At 54.8% G+C, this 21,713-nt stretch carries 13 protein-coding genes and 1 pseudogene; 5 read left to right on the top strand and 9 right to left on the bottom strand.

Annotated elements, in window-relative coordinates; translation table 11 throughout:
- The 6 genes and pseudogenes from H9S92_RS02415 to H9S92_RS02390 form a co-directional block, all read right to left on the bottom strand.
- Positions 1–321, bottom strand: a pseudogene (locus tag H9S92_RS02415) (transposase); the annotation flags it as partial.
- A gap of 72 nt (positions 322–393) precedes the next feature.
- Positions 394–1,002 (bottom strand): VanW family protein, encoded by a 609-nt coding sequence (locus H9S92_RS02410; protein ID WP_222935946.1) that lies wholly within the window; start codon positions 1,000–1,002, stop codon positions 394–396.
- 961 nt (positions 1,003–1,963) lie between these two features.
- Positions 1,964–2,344 (bottom strand): hypothetical protein, encoded by a 381-nt coding sequence (locus tag H9S92_RS02405; RefSeq protein WP_222935945.1) that lies wholly within the window; start codon positions 2,342–2,344, stop codon positions 1,964–1,966.
- A 239-nt stretch (positions 2,345–2,583) separates the two neighbouring features.
- Positions 2,584–3,030: an NAD(+)--rifampin ADP-ribosyltransferase gene (arr, locus tag H9S92_RS02400; RefSeq protein ID WP_187465132.1), complete on the bottom strand. Its 447-nt coding sequence runs from the start codon at positions 3,028–3,030 to the stop codon at positions 2,584–2,586.
- Between the two features lie 354 nt (positions 3,031–3,384).
- A complete protein-coding gene (locus tag H9S92_RS02395) occupies positions 3,385–4,185 on the bottom strand; it encodes a class D beta-lactamase (RefSeq protein WP_187465131.1) in 801 nt (266 codons plus the stop codon).
- Between the two features lie 270 nt (positions 4,186–4,455).
- Positions 4,456–5,208, bottom strand: a complete 753-nt coding sequence (locus H9S92_RS02390) for a hypothetical protein (RefSeq protein WP_187465130.1) — start codon at positions 5,206–5,208, stop codon at positions 4,456–4,458.
- A gap of 90 nt (positions 5,209–5,298) precedes the next feature.
- Between H9S92_RS02390 and H9S92_RS02385 the strand changes: the two genes are divergently transcribed.
- Positions 5,299–5,592, top strand: coding sequence for a hypothetical protein (locus tag H9S92_RS02385; protein ID WP_187465129.1), 294 nt, complete (start codon positions 5,299–5,301; stop codon positions 5,590–5,592).
- A 215-nt stretch (positions 5,593–5,807) separates the two neighbouring features.
- Here H9S92_RS02385 and H9S92_RS02380 read toward each other — a convergent pair whose 3' ends face one another.
- Positions 5,808–6,269, bottom strand: a complete 462-nt coding sequence (locus H9S92_RS02380) for a hypothetical protein (protein ID WP_187465128.1) — start codon at positions 6,267–6,269, stop codon at positions 5,808–5,810.
- Positions 6,270–6,369: 100 nt separating this feature from the next.
- Between H9S92_RS02380 and H9S92_RS02375 the strand changes: the two genes are divergently transcribed.
- Positions 6,370–7,296 carry a DUF58 domain-containing protein gene (locus H9S92_RS02375; protein WP_187465127.1) on the top strand — a complete coding sequence of 309 codons (927 nt, stop codon included), beginning with the start codon at positions 6,370–6,372 and terminating at the stop codon, positions 7,294–7,296.
- A gap of 294 nt (positions 7,297–7,590) precedes the next feature.
- On the opposite strand, the gene H9S92_RS02370 is transcribed toward H9S92_RS02375, so the two are convergent.
- Together H9S92_RS02370 and H9S92_RS02365 are read right to left on the bottom strand one after the other, a co-directional pair.
- Complete coding sequence (locus tag H9S92_RS02370; RefSeq protein WP_187465126.1) at positions 7,591–8,883, bottom strand: septal ring lytic transglycosylase RlpA family protein; 1,293 nt, start codon at positions 8,881–8,883, stop codon at positions 7,591–7,593.
- A 243-nt stretch (positions 8,884–9,126) separates the two neighbouring features.
- Positions 9,127–9,792, bottom strand: a complete 666-nt coding sequence (locus H9S92_RS02365) for an inorganic diphosphatase (protein WP_187465125.1) — start codon at positions 9,790–9,792, stop codon at positions 9,127–9,129.
- Between the two features lie 126 nt (positions 9,793–9,918).
- On the opposite strand from H9S92_RS02365, the gene H9S92_RS02360 reads away from it, so the two are divergent.
- From H9S92_RS02360 to H9S92_RS02350, 3 genes are all read left to right on the top strand, one after another.
- Positions 9,919–13,338 (top strand): patatin-like phospholipase domain-containing protein, encoded by a 3,420-nt coding sequence (locus tag H9S92_RS02360; RefSeq protein WP_187465124.1) that lies wholly within the window; start codon positions 9,919–9,921, stop codon positions 13,336–13,338.
- Positions 13,339–13,422: 84 nt separating this feature from the next.
- Complete coding sequence (gene lpdA / locus H9S92_RS02355; RefSeq protein ID WP_187465123.1) at positions 13,423–14,820, top strand: dihydrolipoyl dehydrogenase; 1,398 nt, start codon at positions 13,423–13,425, stop codon at positions 14,818–14,820.
- Positions 14,821–15,268: 448 nt separating this feature from the next.
- A complete protein-coding gene (locus H9S92_RS02350; protein WP_187465122.1) occupies positions 15,269–21,595 on the top strand; it encodes a M43 family zinc metalloprotease in 6,327 nt (2,108 codons plus the stop codon).
- The last annotated feature ends 118 nt before the right edge of the window (positions 21,596–21,713 follow it).

The following is a 21,713-nucleotide window of genomic DNA, read 5'->3' as shown; positions in this document are numbered from 1 at the left end:
AAAATAACCGACTCCAGCAGTATGCTTGCCACTCTTACTCAGGTATGAGGGGTCGAGAGCAATGATACGGTTGGGGCCTAAAAACGGCTCGCTCAACTCTCTGTTGAAGCCCAGCCAATCCATGCGTTTACCAAAGTGCTTACGGTAAGTGAACTCAGAATATTCGCCTTGACGACCTAGGTTGACAAAGTTCCGTCGGCCAATCATTGAGGGCCACAAAACGAAAAGATGGAGCAAAAAGCGGTAGCGCCATGCGGAAATACCAGGAAGTTTTTGCAAAATTGAGGCGACGAGGATTTCGATCTTCGTTGGGCAAGTCATATCTGTACGGTGTAAGGAACCAACAAGATAGGGCTTGCCCTCTTTATATGCATACTTTGCTAAAGTGTTGCCTCAAACCGTAGCGGACCATTGTATAACACTTGCGTGCATCAAACTCACTATTATTTCGTTCTCAAGTAGCTCAAACTTGAACCTAATTGGGCCATTCAAGTTGTTTCTAATCTTTAAATCTTTATAACCAAAAGCAACAGTAGCATCAGACCCCAAGGGCGCAAACCGGGTTTCATCCGTATAAATATCTATTGAGTAGCTATGCCTTTCAATAATCTCAAGAGATGCATACAAGCTCAAATAATAAATTAGCCCGGACAACTGACAAAGACCGCCTCCTACAGAATCCTCCACTTTTCCCCTAATCAAAGAACGGCTCTTTACAAACCCCTTCTTCTGCGATGGCTCTCCTACAACGTGCCAAAAAGAAAATATCTCATTTGGATTTATCTGAATAGATTCTATTCTCTTTATCGCTACCAATAAATTCGTTATTTTTGCCTCGTTTGGCTTTAATTCCTGCTCCAATGACAAGACATTTATTAAATCATGGTTATATTTCCTTGCTTTTGCATAATAGAAGTAATGCCCTTTTAAGACGTCATGCACTTTGCTCTTTAATAAGTTCAGCCTTACTTTAACATAGGGCGGGATAAATCTCCTCATCATAATTTTGTTAAAATAAAAATCATATGTGAACTATACTCTTTTAAAAATGAATTTCCTAAGAAGCTGTCAAATGTCACAAAGCTTGTCCCATACTTTTATCTAGACCATAAAGGTAAATAAAAACGCCCACACTTGCACCGGTGCCCGCACGACACTGTTGATACTTTGGGTGGTACATTGCGGTTCTCGCCGAGAAGATGCTGCACTGTCCGCTGACTGTATGTCAATTCAGTGACCAACCTAGCGTCAATAACTAAACGCTTACGGTTCCTACGCCCCTGTTACGGGCAGAGCGCTGACCAGCTTCGGGGAAGGAAAGATTGATGCTCAGCATCTTGTTAATTATGTGAAGTGATTACCTGAGAGTCACTTCTCCTGCCGCAAAAGATTGATGAATTCTTCAAAGCCGTAACAGATGTGCTGGAACGCACAGGCTATCAAGTTCACCAAGAAAAAACTCACGCCATTAATGACAATGAAATTTCAGAATTATGAAAAATCACATTTCCTAGGTTGTTAAAATATTCTTGATTTTTTATTAATTACGACTAGTAGATTTTTAAAACTTTATTTTATATTGTATCGTTCTGGAAATAATTTCCAGAGAAGTAATGTTAATAAGGCACTATTTATTATTGAGAAAACAATAACTTCGATTGAAAATGATTCTAAACTATAGCTTTTAACGATAATAATATATCGTAGAGCAAAGAAAAAAGTAGACATCAAAAAGATGCTCAGGCACAAATTACTTAAGTTTTGTTTGTTTTCCATAGTAGATAAATAATTAAGTCTATCAAAACAAAGCAACACTTTTCGATGGTTAAGTGGAAGACATGCTTTTTAACAACTAGACCAGTTGGCTTTAAGAGTAAAGTAAATAGCCTAGTGAGATCTAGTAATTTTATTAAACATATTCTAGTAAAATAAAATTTTCTAGTCAACTTAATTTCCTTAAGTTCTAAAACAAAGATGATAACCAACGACCAACTTTTCCAGCTGCACCCAACGATCCTGCAAGAGCACCGCCTAGTCCACCCATAATGATGCCGTTCACATCTTCACCTTGTATTCCGCCGTTATTATGCGCATTTACTGCTGCAATACCAGCTCCAATTACAAATCCACCTACATCCGCTGCCGCTTGTGGAGAAATTTTAGCAGTAGAATCAAACCCGTTTTTCTCATTCCAATATGTGGTTGAACTAATAGCTAATTCAATAGTTCCATCAACAATAGCAGAAGCAAGATTATTACTCAAATTTGCCTTTACACTGCTCCACTCTTGTCTTACTGATTCAACTTCGGATATATTTCCGGCCGCCGCAAGAATCCTATTCAAGTACTCAGCATGCACAACTGTAATCAAATAACATACGTGGTACCACGTTCAAGTAAGTGGGTAGAAAAACATTGGTACAGGGTATGGAGGGTTGCTTTTCGCTGCCCCCAATCTGTCAAAACAAGTTTCGGGCAAAGTTTAAATCCCTTCCGGCAATCGGCAAGTCCCCCCACCACCAGCCAAGGTATTTACTCCCCCCCCAAATATCCAAGCATGCACCAAAAAAATATGCCCCCCCCTCATCCATTCAACGAATCAATCCCCTCCGCCTTCAGCTGTGCAAGGTGAACTTTCATCCCCGCCACCTGCTCTTCCGGGTGCCCCTGCCACGCCATTACCTCCCCAACGACCCGAAAAGGATCGGTAGACCGGTAGGATTGCGACGGATTCCCCGGAAACTTTTTGTCCGTCAGGTCAGGATCGTCTTCCAGGGTGCCAGTGGGTTCTACCAGGTATATCCGCTGCCGACCTTCCCCGTAAGCGAGCTCCGCACCCCAGATGGCCGCATCCAAAGTGGCGGAGAGAAAAACGTATTTGGCCTGCTTCCGCTGTCCGTAATTCGAGTGGTAGCCCGGCCGAATGAGTTCCCCAACCCGCAAATCCGCGCGCGTGCCGTGGAAATAGGTTTGCGCAAAAGGGCTCGGGCGTTTATTGGCCGCTGGACGTTTGTCGTGGTCTTGTTCCATTTGGATATGTAAGGTTGTTTGTGAGGTCAAGGCGTTTTACGCCGCAGTAATGTAGGTGCGTGAGGTCATGGCAGTTCACGTCGCAGAAAGCATCTAACCACTTTATAAGGAAGCATCCCAACAGAGAATTACAGTCGACGTGAAACGTCTCGACCTCAATAAACTCCATGCTAATATACGGGCTAAAAGAACACCGCTCGAATCAACTTGGAGGTGATTTCCAATTTTTATTTCTTCCATTTTCGTTCTAGGCTGCGATGTTTTATTTATCTATTTCTCAGAGAAAGCAACGTCGAGTGTATGCACAATGGCGAAAAATCGAGCCATTATCGCATACCCATTATTGGCTATTCGTTATTTTACTCCTCCTTCAAGGTCATGTAGAATTAATTTTGTTAATTCTTTCCTACCTTTTATAAAATTCGGATTGTTATCATTCTGATCTTTTATCAATCGGGTGGCAAAAAAGTATACATTCGCATCAGTCTCTACGTAACCTACCCACCAACCGATATCTTGTTGATTCTTTCTTGTCCAACCTGTCTTATCCCTGTAAGTATGTGTTTCTGTTCTTTCTGAAATCATTATCTCCTTCACTTTATCAATAGTTGGTTTTGAGAATGGCAATTTGGCTTCATACAGTTTGATTAGAAATTCTATTTGATTTTTTGGTGAAACTTCTAACGCTCCATAGTTCCAAAAGTCAATTCCGTTTTCTTGTAAGTTGCCATCTCCATAATTACATTTTTTCAATATTTTTTTATACCTATTTCTACCAATCCTTCTGGCAATTTCCACATAAAACCAAACGGTGGAATTTTTAAAAGCCGTTTTCAAGTCAGTATCCTTATTCCAGGCATTTACGACTGTCCCTAAGTGCATTTTAGAGACACCATCCCATGTAAACACTTCATTTTCGTCTTTGACAGCTTTGTATTCAAGTGCTAAAAGTGAATTTGGGATTTTAAAAGTTGATGCTGGCAATGTGCCTAACGCAGCATCCTGTTCGTCTGTGAAAATCCATTTTTTGTTTTTGTAGTCATAAATGGTTGTACTTCCTTTTAAAAACAAACTATCATAATATTCCTGATATCTTGCTTGTCCAAACGCTGTGCAAGCCCACATTGAAAAAGCAATGATTAATATTTGTTTCATTTAGATCCTTTCCTTTAGCTGGGTAAACGGCCTCATCGGTGGTCAAGGTATTTAATAGCCGGGGAATGTGCAAAGGGGAGCACAAAAAAACGTGAGGCCAAGGCGCTCTCCCCCGCAGCAAGGTCAAGCCTAGAGACCAAGGCGCCTTTCGCCGAAGAAAGCGTCTAATCTTATTCCAAGCAAGCTTCCCCCCAGAGGCGAACACTCGACGTAAAACGTCTACTCCAAGCAACTCCATGCCCAACTCCATGCAACTCCATGGGCTAAACCCTACCGAAACACCCGCTGGCTAAAAGGAAACTCAAACTCCTCCCCTTTCGCTTCCACCCGCAACAAAAACTTACTCGCCTCATCGTTGCGTGGAAACACAATCTTACCAAAAGCCTTCTGCCCCGGCTCAATCGTCGTGATCCGCAAGGAGTGGTCCAGCCAGAAATAGCGGTTTTCCGGGACCGGTATCTCTCCCGCCGCCGGCAAATAATGCATGCGGTAATCCCGCACATCCGTCCCCTCCGCAATCCCAAAGGCCAAAGCACTCGCGGTATTGATGGCCAGGTCCTGTGCGAAAGAGCTCCCTACCGACGCCACTCCATTGTCCAAAGCGGGCGCGTCAACCGTTACGGCCGCCACCGTACCAGCCACCACAACGGCTGCCCCAATCCACGCCCACGCCCGGCCGTTGCGAAGCCTTTCCATATTATCTATGTCCATGGACAGTAATTGTTCCTCAGGGTTGATGGCGCGGGAAACTGGCCCCACATCGGGCACCAGCAAACAGCCCTCCGGACTAAAATCAAAAGCTTCATCTCCCGTATTCTCCACCGTCAGGTTAAAAACCAGGAACTGCGGCGTTGCGTCGTAGTAGCTCACGGCCACCCCCACGTCGCCCGCGTAGCGTTGCAAAATTTTGTCCCCGTAGGAATAAGCACTGGGCGTTTCTTCGGGTTCCAACCGGACCACCCGCAAGGGCGTACAGGAAGAAACGGTCAGGGCAAGGGCAATGCACAGGTAGAAGTACTTCATGGTTCAAGGTTTTATTTGGCCCCCTAAAATCGGTTTTTTTTCCCGTTTCACGCAAATTATTGTGGGTTTAAATTTTCCTTAACGCCTTGGTTGAGCCCTGAGGTCAAGACGTTCTACGTCGCAGCATTGTCAAGCCGTGAGGCCAAGACGTTCTACGTCGCAGCATTGTCAAGCCCTGAGGTCATGACGTTCTACGTCGCAGCATTATCAAACCGTGAGGCCAAGACGTTCTACGTCGCAGCATTATCAAACCGTGAGGCCAAGACGTTCTACGTCGCAGCATTGTCAAACCCTGAGGTCAAGACGCTCTACATCGCAGCCAGCTCAAATCCAGAGGTTAAGACGTTCTACGTGGCAGAAAGTGGCTACCCATATTCAAAGTAAGCTACCCTGGAGAGGTGGACAGTCGACGTGAAACGTCTCCACCGCAAAACTCCATGCAACTCCATGCCAGCATGAAATACTGCGAAGCAAAACTCCATGCAACTCTATGGGCTAAAAAAGACCGCCTACCGGACCAGAGGTTCGGATCCGACCCAAAACTCCATGCCTAACTCCATGCAACTCCATGGGCAAAAAAACTCCCTGGGCTAAACCCCTTACCCCAAAATCTTCTTATCAAAAGGATTCAGCCCCACCCCTTTCACCTGCGCCTCCGCCTCAATCCGGTACTCCGAAACCGCATTCCGCGTCTTCTTCGCCACCCAGGCCAGACCTTTAAATAATACGTTCCGGTTGCCAAAATCTTCGATCGCCGAAGTCATCGGAGCAAACTGCACCAGGAAGGGCACCTCGATGGGCTCTCCGTCTGCGGGCACCTCGATCGTTTGCCGGATCACCTGCGTGCCCAGCTCGTACTCGTCCACCAGCGCTTCGGCGTCGCGGCCCCGGGAATATTTTTCGATGATGGCCAGTTTGATGGCCGTAACGGTCTGGGTGTTTTTACTGCGGAAGCGCACCATGCCCGCCAGCGAACCCTGTCGGAGATCGAAATCCGGCGGCAAAACCAGTTCAAGTTTGACGCCCTCAATGCCCAGCCACTGTTTTACTTTTCCTAACATAGGGGTGAAGTTAGTACGATGCGTACTTTAGCATCCGTTATACTCGACGAACGCACCGCCGCCACCGATGGTTGGACGGTGGCTACCCCAAAAAATACAGATGCAGTTAATTGACAACGAACAGGTAAGGAATCTCGGAAACTTTGAATTGCTCGCCCGCCAGGTGGTCGAAGGCTTCATCATCGGCCTCCACAAAAGCCCCTTCCACGGCTTCAGCGTAGAGTTTGCCGAGCACCGTATCTACAACCAGGGCGAACCCACCCGCAACATCGACTGGAAGGTTTTCGCCCGCACCGATAAGATGTACACCAAGCGCTACGAGGAAGAAACCAACCTCCGCTGCCAGATCGTCATCGACACGAGCTCCTCGATGTACTTTCCCGAAGTCACCAAAACCTCCGAGGAACACGTCAACAAAATCCGCTTCTCGGCCCTCGCTGCCGCCAGCCTGATGAACCTCCTCATGCGGCAGCGCGACGCGTTCGGCCTCAGCTTTTTCGATGAGTCCGTCGGCCTGCACACGCGCCCCAAGTCGAGCACGACCCACTACCGCCTGTTGCTGACTTACCTCCAGAACCTGATCGAGAACCCCACGCGCGACCGCAAAACCAGCGCCGCAGCGTCCCTGCACCAGATCGCCGACAGCATCCACCGCCGCTCCCTGGTGATGCTCTTCAGTGATATGTTCGACGACACCGAGCGGGAAGACGACCTCTTCGCCGCCCTCCAGCACCTGCGCCACGCCAAGCACGAAGTCATCCTCTTCCACACCGTCGATAAGGCCAAGGAAATCGACTTCGCCTTCGATAATCGCCCCTACGAGTTCATCGATATGGAATCCGGCGAACGCGTCAAACTCCAGCCCAACCAGGTCAAACAGTACTACGTCGAGCAGGTCCGCGCCTACAAGGAACGCCTGCGCCTCAAATGCCTCCAGTACAAAATCGATTACGTTGAGGCCGACATCAACGACGGCTTCCGCACCGTCCTCCAAAATTACCTCGTTAAGCGCAATCGCATGGGCTAATGGGCGCGGCCGCAGGTGCCGGGGAAGTGCGAAGTAGCAAAGATTGGACAAAAACGCCAAGCCCTACCAAGACCCATCACCAGCCCGCCAGACCCCGTAGGGGTCGAACCTTAATAACCCCGGATGCAGGATGCGTAGCATCCGAAATCCGGGGGTGGAGGAGGAACCTACTCCACCAAAAAATGCAAAGCATCCGAAATCCCGGGGTGGTGGATAGACCTCCTCCACCCAAAAAACAAAAAGCGGACCCCACCACCCAGGCGAGGTCCGCTTTTTCATTCAATCTTTTGCTGCTTACATCCGCGTCACGATGCCCGCAATCTGGTGGGTATTGCGGATGTCGTTGGCTGCCGTTTGGGCTTCCGCCATGGAGGAGAAAGTGCCCACGTACACGCGGTTGATGACCTGTCCGTCAGCCTTGTTCGAGGACAGGTAAAAGACGTTGTTGAGGCCAGCGGCGGCCAACTGGGTTACGCGGTTCTTCGCGTAAAGTTCGTTGTTGTAAGCGCCGATCTGCACTACGTAGCCAGCAACGGGTGAAGCGGCCTGGACAGTGGGCGCAGCGTAAGCTACGGGCTCCACCGACTTCGCCATCTGGTAGGTCGCGGGCGCGGGCGTACCGTAGCTCTGCGGCGTAGCCACCACTTGAGGCGACTGGTAGCGCTGTACCGTCGGGGCGGGCGGAGCGACCTGACCAGGAGACGTGCTGCGGGGAACCGGCTGGTAAGCGGGTTGCTGCCCTTCCGTGGACATAGAGGGGTAAGTACCGTAGGCCTGGGGCTGGCTTACCGGCTGGTAGACCGGCGGAGCGACGTTGGTGGCCTGCGGCGTAACCGTGCCGGGGTAGCGGCTGTAGGTCAGGGGTTCACCCGAACGACCGGAAGGAGTCACTTCGCGGGACATCACTGAGTTGCGCGTATTGGCTGGCGCATTCAGGGTGGCGTAGTTTGTGGGCGTTGAGGGTACCGAGCCGTAAGTCGGGGGCGTCACGATGATGTCGCCACCGCGGGCATCCCAGCCGTAGGTTTGGCCATCAACCGTTACCGGCCGCACTACCCCACCCTGCGCGGGCGTGTAGGCGTAGGTCTGCGGGTGGTTGTAGTCTGCCGGCCCCGGAACTACGGCCGCCGCCGGAGCGGGATTCCAGTTACTAAAGCCGATGCGCTCCACACTGACGCGCGCCCGGTAGTTGATGCCCAACTGCGTAGCGGCGGCCTGGGAGAGCATCACCAGACAGTCGGCACATTCCTGGCCCCGGTCGTTCACGCGTACGGTTACGGCCTGGTTGTTCTCCAGGTTGGTTACCCGGATCATCGTACCCAGCGGCAGCAAGCCGTGGCTGGCGGTCAGTTCGCGGTTGCTGTACGTTTCCCCGTAGGCCGTGCGACTGCCGTGGGCACCGGGATTGTACATCCCCGCCAGCCCCATTTGCCGTTGGTTGTACGCCTGATCGTAGGAATTGGGTACAACGCTACCTGGCTGCACCTCGTTAGGATGCGCAGCGGCAGACTTGGTATTCCACTCGAAATTCTGGGCGCTCGCGGTGGAAAGGACGCCAAAGGCGATCAAGGAGAGAACGTATTTCATGCGTATAGAAGGGATTATAATTGGATCCCGGGGGGAAGACCGGGCTTTCTGACCATATTCTCAGCACAAATTAAAGGCCAAAACTGCTTAAAGTTCCATTTAGCATCAACTTTTTGCCTAAAGTGCTGAAGTTTTAACAACTTTTTGCGAAATCCGTTTAGCAAACGGTGGTTTTTAGCCCCTACTTAACGCAATTGGTTTAGGAAAAGGTATGCAGAAAAGTAAAATTTGAAACTTTTCTACCTATTGGGGGACACTTTGTTCGGCGTCGGGATCGGGCAGCGTCCACTTCCTGACTTCCCGCCAGGCGTACATCTCGTCTTCCCAGCGGAGCAGCTCGGTGACGCGCGGTCCTTTATAGTTGAGGAACCAGGATTCGATGATGGATTTGGCGGCGTCGTTTTCCAGGGCAAAGTCGAGAAAGTTATCGACCTTGAACACCCGCAGGTTCGTGTCGGCGGGTACGGCAATGATTTTGGTATCGATCTCCCCGCGATCCAGCAACAGGAGGGTGGCGATGGGTTTGACGGCAATTCTGCTGCCGGTGGCGAGGCTTTCGCAGATGACCAGTACGTCGAGCGGGTCCCCGTCGCCGCCCTGGGCCCGGTCCATCAAGGTAGAAGGTACGAAGCCGTAGTTCCCCGGATAAGGCAAAAAGTTGATGACCCGCGTGATTCCCCCTTCCAGGGTATCGTTGGAAAAGCCCGTTTCGCTGTCGTATTCAATCTTGTGGTTGGTGCCGGCCGGGATTTCGATGATGACGTTGAGGGCGTCGCCGTCCATGGCCGAAACGCGGTAGGGAGCGCGGGGCTTCTCCAGCTTGGTATGGACAACGGGGGGAGCATCGTTACAAGCCAGCAGCAGGCCTTGCAACAGGAGCAAAAAGAAAACGGGAGGGACGAATCGCATAGGGAGGAAGGATGAGATAGGAAGGGGACACAAAGATAGGCCTTGACCTCCTTTCTCCTTCACCCGTCATGGCACCTGCGGCCGCGCCCAACACCAAGGCCCAAAACACCACCGAAAAAAAGTATCTTGCCACCTGATTTACGCGAACAGCACACCCACCCGATGCAGAAAAACACACCCATCCAAACGTACCAAAGCTATCCCGTCCAGCCTGAATTGGCAGAAACTTCCGCGCGGAAGACGGCCGCGCCGCCGCCGACGCGCGAACTCGTCAGGTGGTGGATGTCTCCCGGCGAAGGCCGCCGAGGCTGGATTTATGGCGTGCTGCTGGCGGCCACCCTGCTGCTGTTTTTCGTGAGCAACCCTCCCGCCGTTTCCCCCTTAATTACTTCTTACCTCGATCTGCTGGATGAGCTCTCCGCCTGGGCCATTCCACGGATTGTCGAACTCGGCGGCATCAGTTTTTACCTCAGTCTGGCATTCGTAATCGTGCTGACCATTTTCCTGTGGTATACTTTCCGGCTTTGTCACGGCAGCTACATCCAACCTTCGCCAGATGATCCCACCTGGGTGGATACGCGCTACTTCAGCTTTCGCGTCGCTCCCGGTTCTGAGGGCTACGTGCGCATCATTACGGGCATTTACGTAGTCATGCTGCTGAGCAACGTTGCCTTATTTTACTACTACGCCCAACGGCTCGAATACCCCGAAAAACCGCTCGAAGGAAGCCTTTTCCGCGTCATTTATTTTCTAGCCATTACCAGCCGGCTGGCGGGCGTTTTTATCGGCATGGGCCTGGTAATTCAGCGGTTTTTGCAGGATTTTGGTGGGCCCATCTGGGATTTTACCCGGCGCTACTGGAAATATTTTTACCCGGCTATTTTGTCTTTGGCCATCGTTCTTTTTGTTTTCACGAAAATGGACCAGTTCGACGGGCTGTTCATTGACCTGATGAACTCGCGGGCCAATTTCCTCCTTTTTTCCCTTTTCCTTTTCCCGGTGTCCATCGTCATAATCTGGTTTGCGCCGAATTACCTGATGTTTACCGACCAGCAATTTTCCAACCGTTTTAAGACCTGGGACCTGATTGACCGGATTTACGACCGCGACAAGCGCTACCGCCGGGCGCCCCGGCTGCTGGCCTGGGCATTTCTCCACAAGCGGCTCTTTCCGCAGCTCGATCGCCTGCTGCCCGGGGAACCGCCCGCCGACTTCATGCCGCGGGCAACCGGCATGATTTCTTATCCCCCGGCGGCTTTTCACCGGGTCCGGGCCGTCCTGGCCCTGCTGTATATCCTCACGCTGGTCAGCATCGCCAGCCATATTTATTTCGATAACCAGCCGCAACCCAGCAGTTGGGGCGATTACCTGGCACCCTTCGTAGGGCTGCTTGCCTTCGCGTACATCATTTATTCCCTCCGCATCACGACCCTGGCCCAGCGACCGGAAAACCGGGTGATGCGCCCGTTTGTGGTCGTCGCCGAAGATGCAAAACTGGGCATCTGGGCGCGGTTGCGCGAGCGGGCGGTGGACAAAAGAAATGCGCAGGGAGAAATTTATCGTCGGGAATCCGAGGCGGTTTATTTCGTAAAAGATCGCTTTTCTTTCTGGTTCGGTTTTGGCATTTTATTGGTGGCGCTACTGGCTTTTTTGCGGCTTACTTTGCTGGTTTCCGAAGCGACGCCCTGGTACCGGAGTTTCGCCTGGTTTCTCGGGTTTCTGGCTTGTTCGGTGATATCTTTTGCGTGGCTGGGTATTTACCGGCCATTTTACCAGGGATATACTTTCAATCGGCAGGATGGCAAAAAACGCTTCCCCAGCGATGGCTTTATGGACCGGCTGGACCACCTGACCATCCAGTCGATGCTGACCTTAATGACGGCAGTATTTCTAATTGCATTTTGCTTTTTTATTTGGGCGCTGACGCAGGAGCGGGCGATAGCTTCAAGCCTGGTTGGGGCAATTAACCCCCTGAATATTTACCTGCTGCTGATCAATGGATTACTGGCCTTTTTCATCCTGGCCGACCGGCTGGTGATGCTTTACAATTTGCGGCAGCACTACCGGCAAGTGTCCCTTCGCGCCCAGGGCAAGCCCACCCCAGCCGACCCCGGCCTTAGCCAGGCCAACCTCGTCTGGGGTTGGGTCATCATCGGAGTGCTGCTGGCCACGGCCTACCTGGGCAACAGCTACCACGAGATCCGCTACCAATCCGGCGCAGCCCTGGAGGCCGCCCAACTGGGTCCACCCACTTTGGAAGATTACACCCGCAATTTCCTCGCCGACACTGCGGAGCAAGGGCCCATCATTTTCATCACCGCCGACGGCGGTGGGCTTAAGGCCTGCTACTGGACGATGCTCAACTTGCTGGAACTCGATGAAATGGGGCTCTACGACGGCCACGTCTTTGCCCTCAGCGGAGCCAGCGGCGGAACCATCGGCCTTTCGATGTACAACTACCTCAAGGCCCAGAACCTGCCGGTGGAAGACATCCGGGAATACATCGAACGCATCGGCCAGGGGAACTACCTGAGTGGCGACTTCACCGGCCTGCTCTGCCGCTTCCCCGTCAACTACTGGCCCGACCTGCCCGGCCTGGAAGCCCACCATTACGACGACCGCATGGACGCGATGGCCAACGCCTACTTCCGCATCGTGGGTGAAAAGGGCGGCGGCTACGAATACGCGCGCATCCGCCAGCAGCCCTTTTACTGGCCCTGGACCCAGAAGCCTGACCTTCCCCTGCTCATCATCAATACCGCCCGGGCGGAAGACGGCCTGCTGGGCACCGTCACGCCCCTCGCCGAAAACCCGCTGGTAGAAACCATTGACCTGACGCGCAATGCCGACCGGGATTTCATTTCCTACCCCGACGCCACCTTCTTGTCCAACCGTTTCCCCATTGCCAGTCCGGCCGCCCGCATCACCGGCAAAGGCCATTTTCTGGACGCGGGTAACGCCGATAACTCCGGCATCAACAGTGCCTACAGCCTGCTGCGGACGCTCAAAGCCCGGGAGTTTAACGACACGACAGCGGATTCCCTCTACCGCCGTTTCTTCGCCCGGAAGATCGTTTTACTGAGCATTCGCAACGCTGCTTCGCGCTACGTGCGCGATGCCTTTCTCGATCAGTTGGATAGCATGAACCGCTACCCTTATAAGTCGGAGTTCAGTGCCAACACGGGGGTAGCCCTTAACACGGGCATCTCTGGCGTCCCCATCGCCTGGGACGATTACCTGCGTGACAGTCTGGCGCAAAAGCTGGGCATCCTGGATGAATACGTGACCATTAACCTGCCCTTCCGCTTGCAGGGCGACGATGTTTTCTCCCTCCTCGGTGGAGAACTTAAGGTCCCGAACCTGCCCCAGCAAACGGACAGTCTCAACCACCTGATCAATGCGCACTTGCGCCGGGACTCCGTTTTTACCGTCATGCCGCCCCTGGGCCGCCTGCTGGCGAAACCCATCCGGGACTACATGGATAAGATGGTCGACTTCCCCGAAGTCCGTAGGCAGTATGAGCAGGTGAAAGGGGCGAGAAATTGAGAAATTGACCTCCGGCTCTTTAAACCGCGAATCCTTTTTACCTTTGCGGCGGTTTTCCACCTGAACAATAAAACAGAGCATAAAATGGCGTACGATCTTATCGTTATCGGTAGTGGCCCCGGGGGTTACGTAGCAGCAATCCGCGCATCCCAGTTGGGCATGAAAGTGGCCATCGTGGAACGTGAAAACCTGGGGGGTATTTGCCTCAACTGGGGTTGTATCCCTACCAAGGCCCTCCTGAAAAGCGCTCAGGTGTTTGAATACATCCAGCACGCCGAGGATTACGGCATCAAGGTGGGGCAGCCCAAAGCGGACTTTCCGGGGATGATTTCCCGCAGCCGGGGCGTCGCCGACGGCATGAGCAAAGGCGTCAGCTTTCTCATGCGGAAGAACAAAATTGAGGTCCTGGAAGGCAGCGGCAAGCTGATCCGCGGCAAGAAAGTGGAGGTTACCGCCAGCAGTGGCAAGGCCACCGTCTACGACGCCGAGCACATCATCATTGCCACCGGTGCCCGCGCCCGCGCCCTGCCGAATCTGCCCATCGACGGTGAAAAAGTCATTGGCTACCGCGAAGCCATGACCCTGCCCAAGCAACCCAAGCGCATGGTCGTGGTCGGAGCCGGTGCCATCGGCGTTGAATTTGCCTACTTCTACCACAGCATCGGCACGGAAGTGACCGTCGTGGAATTCCTGCCCGGCGGCCTCGTCCCCCGGGAAGACGCAGAAGTGAGTAAAGAACTCACCAAGATCTACAAGAAAAAGGGCATCAACGTGCTGGCCAACACCAGCGTAGAAAGTGTCGATACCAGCGGCAAGACCCTCAAGGTGACCACCAAAGACCGCAAAACGGGCAAAGAGGAAGTCATTGAGTGCGACGTCGTCCTCTCCGCAGCCGGCGTGGCCCCGAATACCGAAAATATTGGTCTGGAGGACCTTGGCATCAAGACCGACCGCGGCTTGATCGAGACCGACGAGATGTACCGTACCAACGTGCCCGGCATCTACGCCATTGGCGACGTGACCAAAGGCCAGGCCCTCGCCCACGTAGCCAGCGCCGAGGGCATCACCTGCGTGGAGGCCATCGCCGGCCACCACCCCGAGCCGATCGACTACAACAACATTCCCGGCTGTACCTACTGTGTGCCCGAGGTGGCCAGCGTCGGCTACACCGAAGAGGCGGCAAAAGCAGCGGGCTACGAACTGAAAATCGGCAAATTCCCCTTCAGCGCGTCCGGCAAAGCCAGTGCAGCGGGGGTGAAGGAAGGCTTCGTCAAGCTCATCTTCGACGCCAAGTACGGTGAACTCCTCGGTGCCCACATGATCGGTGCCAACGTCACGGAAATGATTGCCGAAATTGTCGCCATCCGCAAGCTCGAAACCACCGGCCATGAACTGATCAAGACCGTCCACCCCCACCCCACCATGAGTGAGGCGGTGATGGAGGCGGCGGCAGCGGCCTACGGGGAGGTGATTCACTTGTAGTTTTGGAACCTTGCGGTTTTGGAGGGAACCTGACGGTTCTGGTTTTCTACCACACGGTTTTGGAGGAAACCTGACGGTTCTGGTTTTGAACCACTAAGTGCACGAAGAGGTACTAAGGAGGGCACACTTTACGTCGGGTAACTCAAGGCGAGGGAACCTTACGGTTCTGGTTTTGAACCACTAAGTGCACGAAGAGGTACTAAGGAGAGCACAAGTCGCATAGGGTAACTCAGTGAGGTGAATACGTTTCACGTCGACTGTAAACCCACCTCACTTCGGCGGACAACGCCTCAACCAGATGCAACCTAAAAAACTTAGTGGACTTAGTGCCCTTAGTGTCCTTAGTGTCCTTAGTGGTAAAAAAAAATAGAGCGAAGCTCAAAAAAAAGCGCAGCGCCAAAACCCCCACGCCCCCGTATCTTGGCCCCACCCAAGAACTGTTTCTCCCATGCACACTTTTCTCCGCCTGGCCACTTTGGCCTTGCTCCTCCACGCTAATGCGTTATTTGCCCAAGCAATTTCCACGGATCCGGTACTCAATTGCGGGGCCACCGAAAAAACCGAGGCCCTGCACCTGGTTTACCCCGCTTACCTGCAACTGGAAAAAAAGCTGGAGCAAGCCTGGTCGGCCTACGCACAGAAAGGCCGGGCGGCCGGGAAGTCCAATCCCCCACCCTTTACGCTGCCCATTGTTTTTCACATCGTCCACGAAAACGGCGCGGAGAACATCAGCAACGCCGCCGTAGAGCGGGGCCTGGCCTACGCGAACGAGGCTTTTGCCAACGTCGGCTATTATGACCAAGGGACGGGCGTCAACACCCAAATCCAGTTCTGCCTCGCCCGCCGCGACCCCGACAACAACCCCACCAACGGCATCAACCGGATAGTATCTCCCCTGACCAACCTCGACTCCAACGACGATCGGGACCTAAAGGACCTCAGCCGCTGGAATACGCGGGAGTACATCAACGTCTGGGTCGTCAAGGAAATCTGCGGCTTGGGCCTGGGCTGCGGAGTGGCGGGCTACGCCTACTACCCCAGTGCGCACGGCAGTGGCATCGATGGCATCGTCATGGAAGCCCGGTGGCTGGCGGGGGATGAGGCGGCTGCCGGGGTGCTGATCCACGAACTGGGCCATTACCTGGGCCTGCGCCACACCTTCGATGGTGGCTGTACCAACGACGACTGCACGCGCGACGGCGACGCAGTTTGTGATACGCCGCCCGACCAGTCCAAGGCCGCCGTCCCCTGCACCGGCACGGCCAACTCTTGTACGACCGACGTCAACTCCGGCTTCGCGACCGACCAAAACGACATGTTCATCAACTATATGGACTATGGTCACTTCCGCTGCTATTCCGCCTTCACGGCCGGGCAGCGCGACCGGATGCACTTTTTTATTGACGGCATCCGCCGCAGCCTGCTGGAGAGCCGGGGTTGCCAGGATCCTTGTCCCGCCGTCGTAACGGCTAACTTCAGCGGCGGAGACGTGACGGTCGACGTTGGCACCACCATCAACTTCACCAACCTCAGTTCCAACGGAGACCGCTATACCTGGACCAATGGCAACACCATCTTCAGTACCACCTTCAACGCCAGTTTCACCTTCAATTCCAACGGCACCTACCGCATCACCCTCGTGGTGGAAAGCGACGATAACCTCTGCCAATCGGCCACCATTACGCAGACGGTTCGGGTGGTTTGTCCCGTCACGGCCAGCTTTGACGTCCCGGCGCTCGTGTACGTCAACGTAGGCGATACCTTACGCAACACCAGTACCAACGCGAGCACCTTCCGCTGGACGGTGGATGGAACACAGGTCAGTACCGCCGAAGATTATCCCTTCACTTTTACCGCTACCGGACTACGCCGCGTGTGTTTGGAAACGAGCAACGGCTTGTGTGGGGACAACTACTGCCGATCCGTCTTCGTGCGGGAGCCACCGTGCACGGGCCCGGGTTGCGACGGTGGCGGTGCCGACGATTGTGGCGAGGCCTTTGCCTACGCCTACGAGCAGCCGGGGGGACAAGCGGAAGGGCACCTGAATTGCGTGGTTCCTGCAACTGGCGGATTTTTTGCTGCCGGCGACTTGTACGGCCAGCCCCTGGTGATGCTCATCAACGGAGATGGGACGAGTGCCTGGCAGACCCAGTTATACCCGCCAGGCTTTGATGGCACCGTTACTTCCATGATCATCGACCAGAACGGGCTGCTGGCGGGCATTGGCTTCACGGGTGGCGACGAATCACCCCGGGCCTTCGCCTTTCAGCTGGACCCCGCAGATGGCAGCGTCATTTGGGCCAATGCCTACGGTGGAAACCTGGGCAGTCAGGCAGTGGGGCCCCGGTTTACCAGCATATTTCATACGGGGCCTTCCGCGCCCTACACTCTGCTGGGTGCTACGGACCAGGCCAGCATCACCGCCGGACAGCCGAGTGCAAGCTTTTTCCAGTTGGCTACCGCCGACGGGGCTCTGGGGGCCATTAACGTGCGCTACAACGACGGCAGCCAAAGCCGCTTGGTGGACGCCGTGTATGACCCCACCAGCGCCTTGTTTTACGCCGTCGGCAGCAGCAGCGGGGCAGCCGGGGGGTCTTCGCCGCTGCTCGTAGCGCTCAATGCTGCGGGTACCGTACAGTGGGCCAAGCGGCTTAACGACTTCAACGGCGGCACTACCGAAGGGCTCAGCATCGACTTAGACGGCGGCGACCTGGTGGTGCTGGCAACCAACGCGGCGGCCAACCCAGCAACCGGCAAAGCCTTCCGCCTCTGGAAAACGGACCTCCTCGGCAACACCACCTGGATCCGCCAACTCACGCCCAGCGCCGCGTTTTCACCCGAGCGGGTGCGGGTACACCCTAACGGCTACCTGCTGCTGGGCAACAACACCAGTACCGTGCGGCAGTGCCTGATCCAAACCGACCGCGACGGTAACGGTCTCTGGGCCCAGGCCTACGACAACCAGCTGGGCCAGACCCGCTTCCCCGCTGACCGGCTCCGGGTGGATCTAGACCGCATTTTACTGCCCACCAGCCTGGAACCCGGCTTCAGCGTCCCCGCCCTCCTGCGGCTGGGGCCTGCCGGGAATCCGCCGGGAGAATGTCCGCAGGGCGGGCCCCTGGAACTGGAAGAAAGTCAGTTGCAAGGCCGCAGCCTGGACCAGCAGCTGGGCACGCAGTCCTTCCAGATGGAGCGCGAAGCCTTTTTCTTTGAGCCCGCCTTTTTAGCGCTGAATCCCGAAAGCTGCCGGGATACCTGCCCAATCCCACCACCCGACACCGTACCGTGCGGAGCCCCCTTCTTCCTGCAATACACGGAAGCCGACGCAGTGGATATGACGGCCTTTTCAGCGGTGGTTCCCGCCCTGGGGCAGTACTTTGTGGGAGGCAGCAGCAACGGAAATGCCATCGTGCTTTCCATCAACCGCGACGGGACGATCAACTGGAAACACCGCTTTGACCAGGACGCCGCCGACGGGGTGGTGACCGACCTGAAAATGGACAGCAACGGGATGATCATCGGGACTGCCGACAGCGAATTTGGCGGCCTCGCCTTCCGAATTAACGCAAGGACGGGCGAAGTGCAGTGGGCACGAAACTACACGAGCAACCCCGTTTTTCACCCCACCACCATCCTGGAACGTTCCCCCGGAGGTGACTTCCTGGTACTGGGAAAGACCAACGAAGGCCCAGACCGACCCGCCGCCGGTGCCCTCTTCCCGCTGGCCCGGACCACCGGCTTGCCCAAGGCAACCAATTTCCTGACCCTGTCCGCATCCGAGGAAACGGGCATAGCAGACGCCGTGGTAGATCCACGCAACGGGAATGTGTATACCGTCACCACCCTCCGTGAGCCACAGCAATCACGGGCGGTGCTGACGCTTATCCGGCCGGATAATTCGGTGGGCTGGAGTAGGGCGCTGTGGGATTTTACCTTAAGCGATGATACCATCCCCCAAGATAGAGGGGCATTTCTTCACCTTGAAGAAAATTATCGTATTGGACCTGCCAATGCCATTGTGCTTGTTGTAGGTGCTAATCCAGCGCAGCAAACACCTTTTGCTCAAATTGCGGGCCAGAATTTTCTTGTTGACATTACGGAAGATTATACAAGAAGATTGACTATAACGTTTTTTGGAAATGCGTTTAATTACCGCCTGCACGACTTTGCGTATCCACCAAACTCTGGCCCCATCAACTTAGCCTACAACGAATTAACGCGATCCCATGTGCTTTTTACGAACATATCTGAACGTGGGCTAGAATACAAGAACTGGGGACCTGCCACGGAAACCGCTAAAAGCAGCATGGCGACCGACGAAAGTCACGTCTTGATCGCAGGGCGCAACACGCTTACCGGAGGGCCGGTGCTGGTGGGGCACGCCATTACCCAGCTGGGAGCAGAATTTTGTCAGCCCGTTGATCAGGAGACTTTAACCATATTTCCAGTTCTGAGCGGTTCACGAAGTAGAGAGGAACTTATTCAGAACGACCTCGATTTGGGTGTTGCATTCTTCAGCAACACGGCCACCTTTGGGGACTTCCCCCTCTTCCTTGATCCCGCTGCCTCTTGCCAACCGGATTGTCCTGTACCAGAAATCTGCGACAACGGCATCGATGACGACGACGACGGTTTTGTGGACTGTGAAGACCCCGACCTGGTCACCGACTGCTGTTGCCTTGATTCCCTGACGGTAGACCTGGGGCCGGACGCCCGCCTCTGCCCGGGGGAATTGTTGGGTGCCCAGACCAACCGCAGCGGAGTGACCTACCTGTGGTCGACCGGCGCAACGACGGACAGCATCGCCATCGATCAGCCTGGAGATTACTGGGTGGAGGTGACCGACTCGTGTGGGAACATTGCTTCGGATACCCTCACTTTGCACCTGCGGCCGCGCCCCAATCTCCAGCTCGGCCCCGATACGGTGCTGTGCAGCAACGCCGTAATTCCGCTGCTGGCCCAGGACGGATTTGCCAGCTACGAGTGGGTGGATGGCAGTACTGAAAAGCGTTTTACCGCCTACGACGCGGGTGTCTACTGGGTGGTGGCGACCGACTCCTGCGGCGGCGTGCAACGCGATACCGTGCGGGTATCCATCAACCCCGTAACGGAGATCGATCTCGGCCGCGACACCACCATTTGCCCGGGCGATACCCTCCGCTTTCAACTCAGTGGATTCAGCAATTACCAGTGGTCGCAAAGCAGTTTCATCGACTGCACGAACTGCCCCGAAATCCGCTTCGCGCCCACGGCGGATACCCTTTTGCTGGTCTCGGCCGACCTCGGTCCGGGCTGCATCAGCTCCGACAGCATCCGTGTGCGTATCTTCCCGCTCACGGGCCTGCGCGACAGTGCCTTTCTTTGTCCGGGAGACAGTGTAATCTTTGGCGAAAACACTTTATTCAGCGCCGGTCAATACCTTGCTGTTCAGACCGTTAACGGCTGTGAAAGAACCGACACTTTAGACGTTTTTGAGCTGCCCGAAACGCTGCTACGGGATACCGTACAAGCCTGCGCGGGTACGGCAGTGGACATTTTTGGCAGCCCCACGACCCAAGCGGGTGAGTACAGTCAGACCTTTACCGCGGCCAATGGCTGCGACAGCACAGTGGTCATCCGCCTGGAGATTTTGGAGACGCCGCTGCGGTCGGATACGCTGCGCATTTGCCAGGGCGATTCCGTCTTCTTGTTCGGCCAGTTTCGGCGGACGGCGGGTCTTTACGAAGACCGGCAAACGGCCGCCAATGGCTGCGACAGCACCCACCGCGTTTTGCTCGAAGTGGCGAACCTGACGATCAGCACCCGCGAACTGAACCCCGATTGTGGGGGCGCGGCCGCAGGTGCCGGGGAAGTCCTGGTCAACAGCAATGGACGTCCGTTCGTCGTGCGCTGGAACACCGGGGATTTGACGAGCAGCATCGTTGGACTGCCCGCCGGCGACTACAGCGTCACCGTCACCACCGACGACGGCTGTTCCGCCACCGAGACCCTGACGATCAGCTCCGCCACCTTCCGCCCCATCAGCATTGCGGCGGAAGCGGAGACTTGCCCCGGTGAAAACGACGGCATTCTACGCATCAGCGGTGGCACGTTGGGCAACAGCTACAGCCTCGACGGAGGAACTACGGTTTTCGAGGACAGCCTCCGCACGGGTCTGGCCCCCGGCAACTACGAACTTTGGGCCACCGACGCCCAGGGCTGTACCCAACAACTGGCCTTCAGCGTGGGGGTAGCAGCGCCTTTGTTCATCAATTTGCCCGCAGACCAAAGCATCCGCTTCGGCGATTCGGTCAACGTTGTGCCGATCAGCAACCTGCCGGCGGGCGTCAGTTTGACCTGGGGTAGCAGCCTTGGCGACAGCTGCCGGGCCTGCCCGAGCCTCACCCTGCGGCCGGTCTCCACGGTCGTGGTCAACGTGACGATGAGCGACGACCGGGCCTGCGTAGCGACGGATGAAACCACGATCCGGGTCTTGCGCGACAACCTCTTTTACGTTCCCAATGCTTTTAGTCCGAACGGCGACGGGGTCAACGACTTCTTCCGGATTTTCCCGGGTCCGGCGGTAGAGCGCATCCTTACACTAGCGGTGTACGACCGCTGGGGAGGCCGCGTCTTCCTGGCCGAAGACCGGGATCCGGAGGATGCCCTGGCGGCCTGGGACGGTACCTTACCCGGCCGGGACCCCAACCTGGGGGTCTACGTCTACGTGGTGGAAGTCCGCCTTTTCACCGGCGAAGTGGTAAAAGAAGCAGGCGAAGTGATGGTTTTGCGCTAAAAGTGTGGCTAAGGTAGTTGTATACACACGGAATTGTCGGCACGCGCACAGGGCATTGTCTGAATTTGCCGATCTTTCCATCCGAATGCGCGGGGAGGGCTTACTCACCCCAGCACAA

The sequence above is a fragment of the Neolewinella lacunae genome (genome assembly GCF_014349155.1).
In the GTDB taxonomy this organism is placed as follows: domain Bacteria; phylum Bacteroidota; class Bacteroidia; order Chitinophagales; family Saprospiraceae; genus Neolewinella; species Neolewinella lacunae.
This window is presented reverse-complemented; position numbering and strand designations above follow the sequence as displayed.

Coding starts and splice junctions, on each gene's coding strand:
- H9S92_RS02365 (WP_187465125.1), bottom strand. CDS start 9,792: ATGCGATTCGTCCCTCCCGTTTTCTTTTTGCTCCTGTTGCAAGGCCTG.
- H9S92_RS02350 (WP_187465122.1), top strand. CDS start 15,269: ATGCACACTTTTCTCCGCCTGGCCACTTTGGCCTTGCTCCTCCACGCT.
- H9S92_RS02375 (WP_187465127.1), top strand. CDS start 6,370: ATGCAGTTAATTGACAACGAACAGGTAAGGAATCTCGGAAACTTTGAA.
- arr (WP_187465132.1), bottom strand. CDS start 3,030: ATGGAACAAGACCACGACAAACGTCCAGCGGCCAATAAACGCCCGAGC.
- H9S92_RS02395 (WP_187465131.1), bottom strand. CDS start 4,185: ATGAAACAAATATTAATCATTGCTTTTTCAATGTGGGCTTGCACAGCG.
- H9S92_RS02410 (WP_222935946.1), bottom strand. CDS start 1,002: ATGATGAGGAGATTTATCCCGCCCTATGTTAAAGTAAGGCTGAACTTA.
- H9S92_RS02370 (WP_187465126.1), bottom strand. CDS start 8,883: ATGAAATACGTTCTCTCCTTGATCGCCTTTGGCGTCCTTTCCACCGCG.
- H9S92_RS02380 (WP_187465128.1), bottom strand. CDS start 6,269: ATGTTAGGAAAAGTAAAACAGTGGCTGGGCATTGAGGGCGTCAAACTT.
- H9S92_RS02390 (WP_187465130.1), bottom strand. CDS start 5,208: ATGAAGTACTTCTACCTGTGCATTGCCCTTGCCCTGACCGTTTCTTCC.
- lpdA (WP_187465123.1), top strand. CDS start 13,423: ATGGCGTACGATCTTATCGTTATCGGTAGTGGCCCCGGGGGTTACGTA.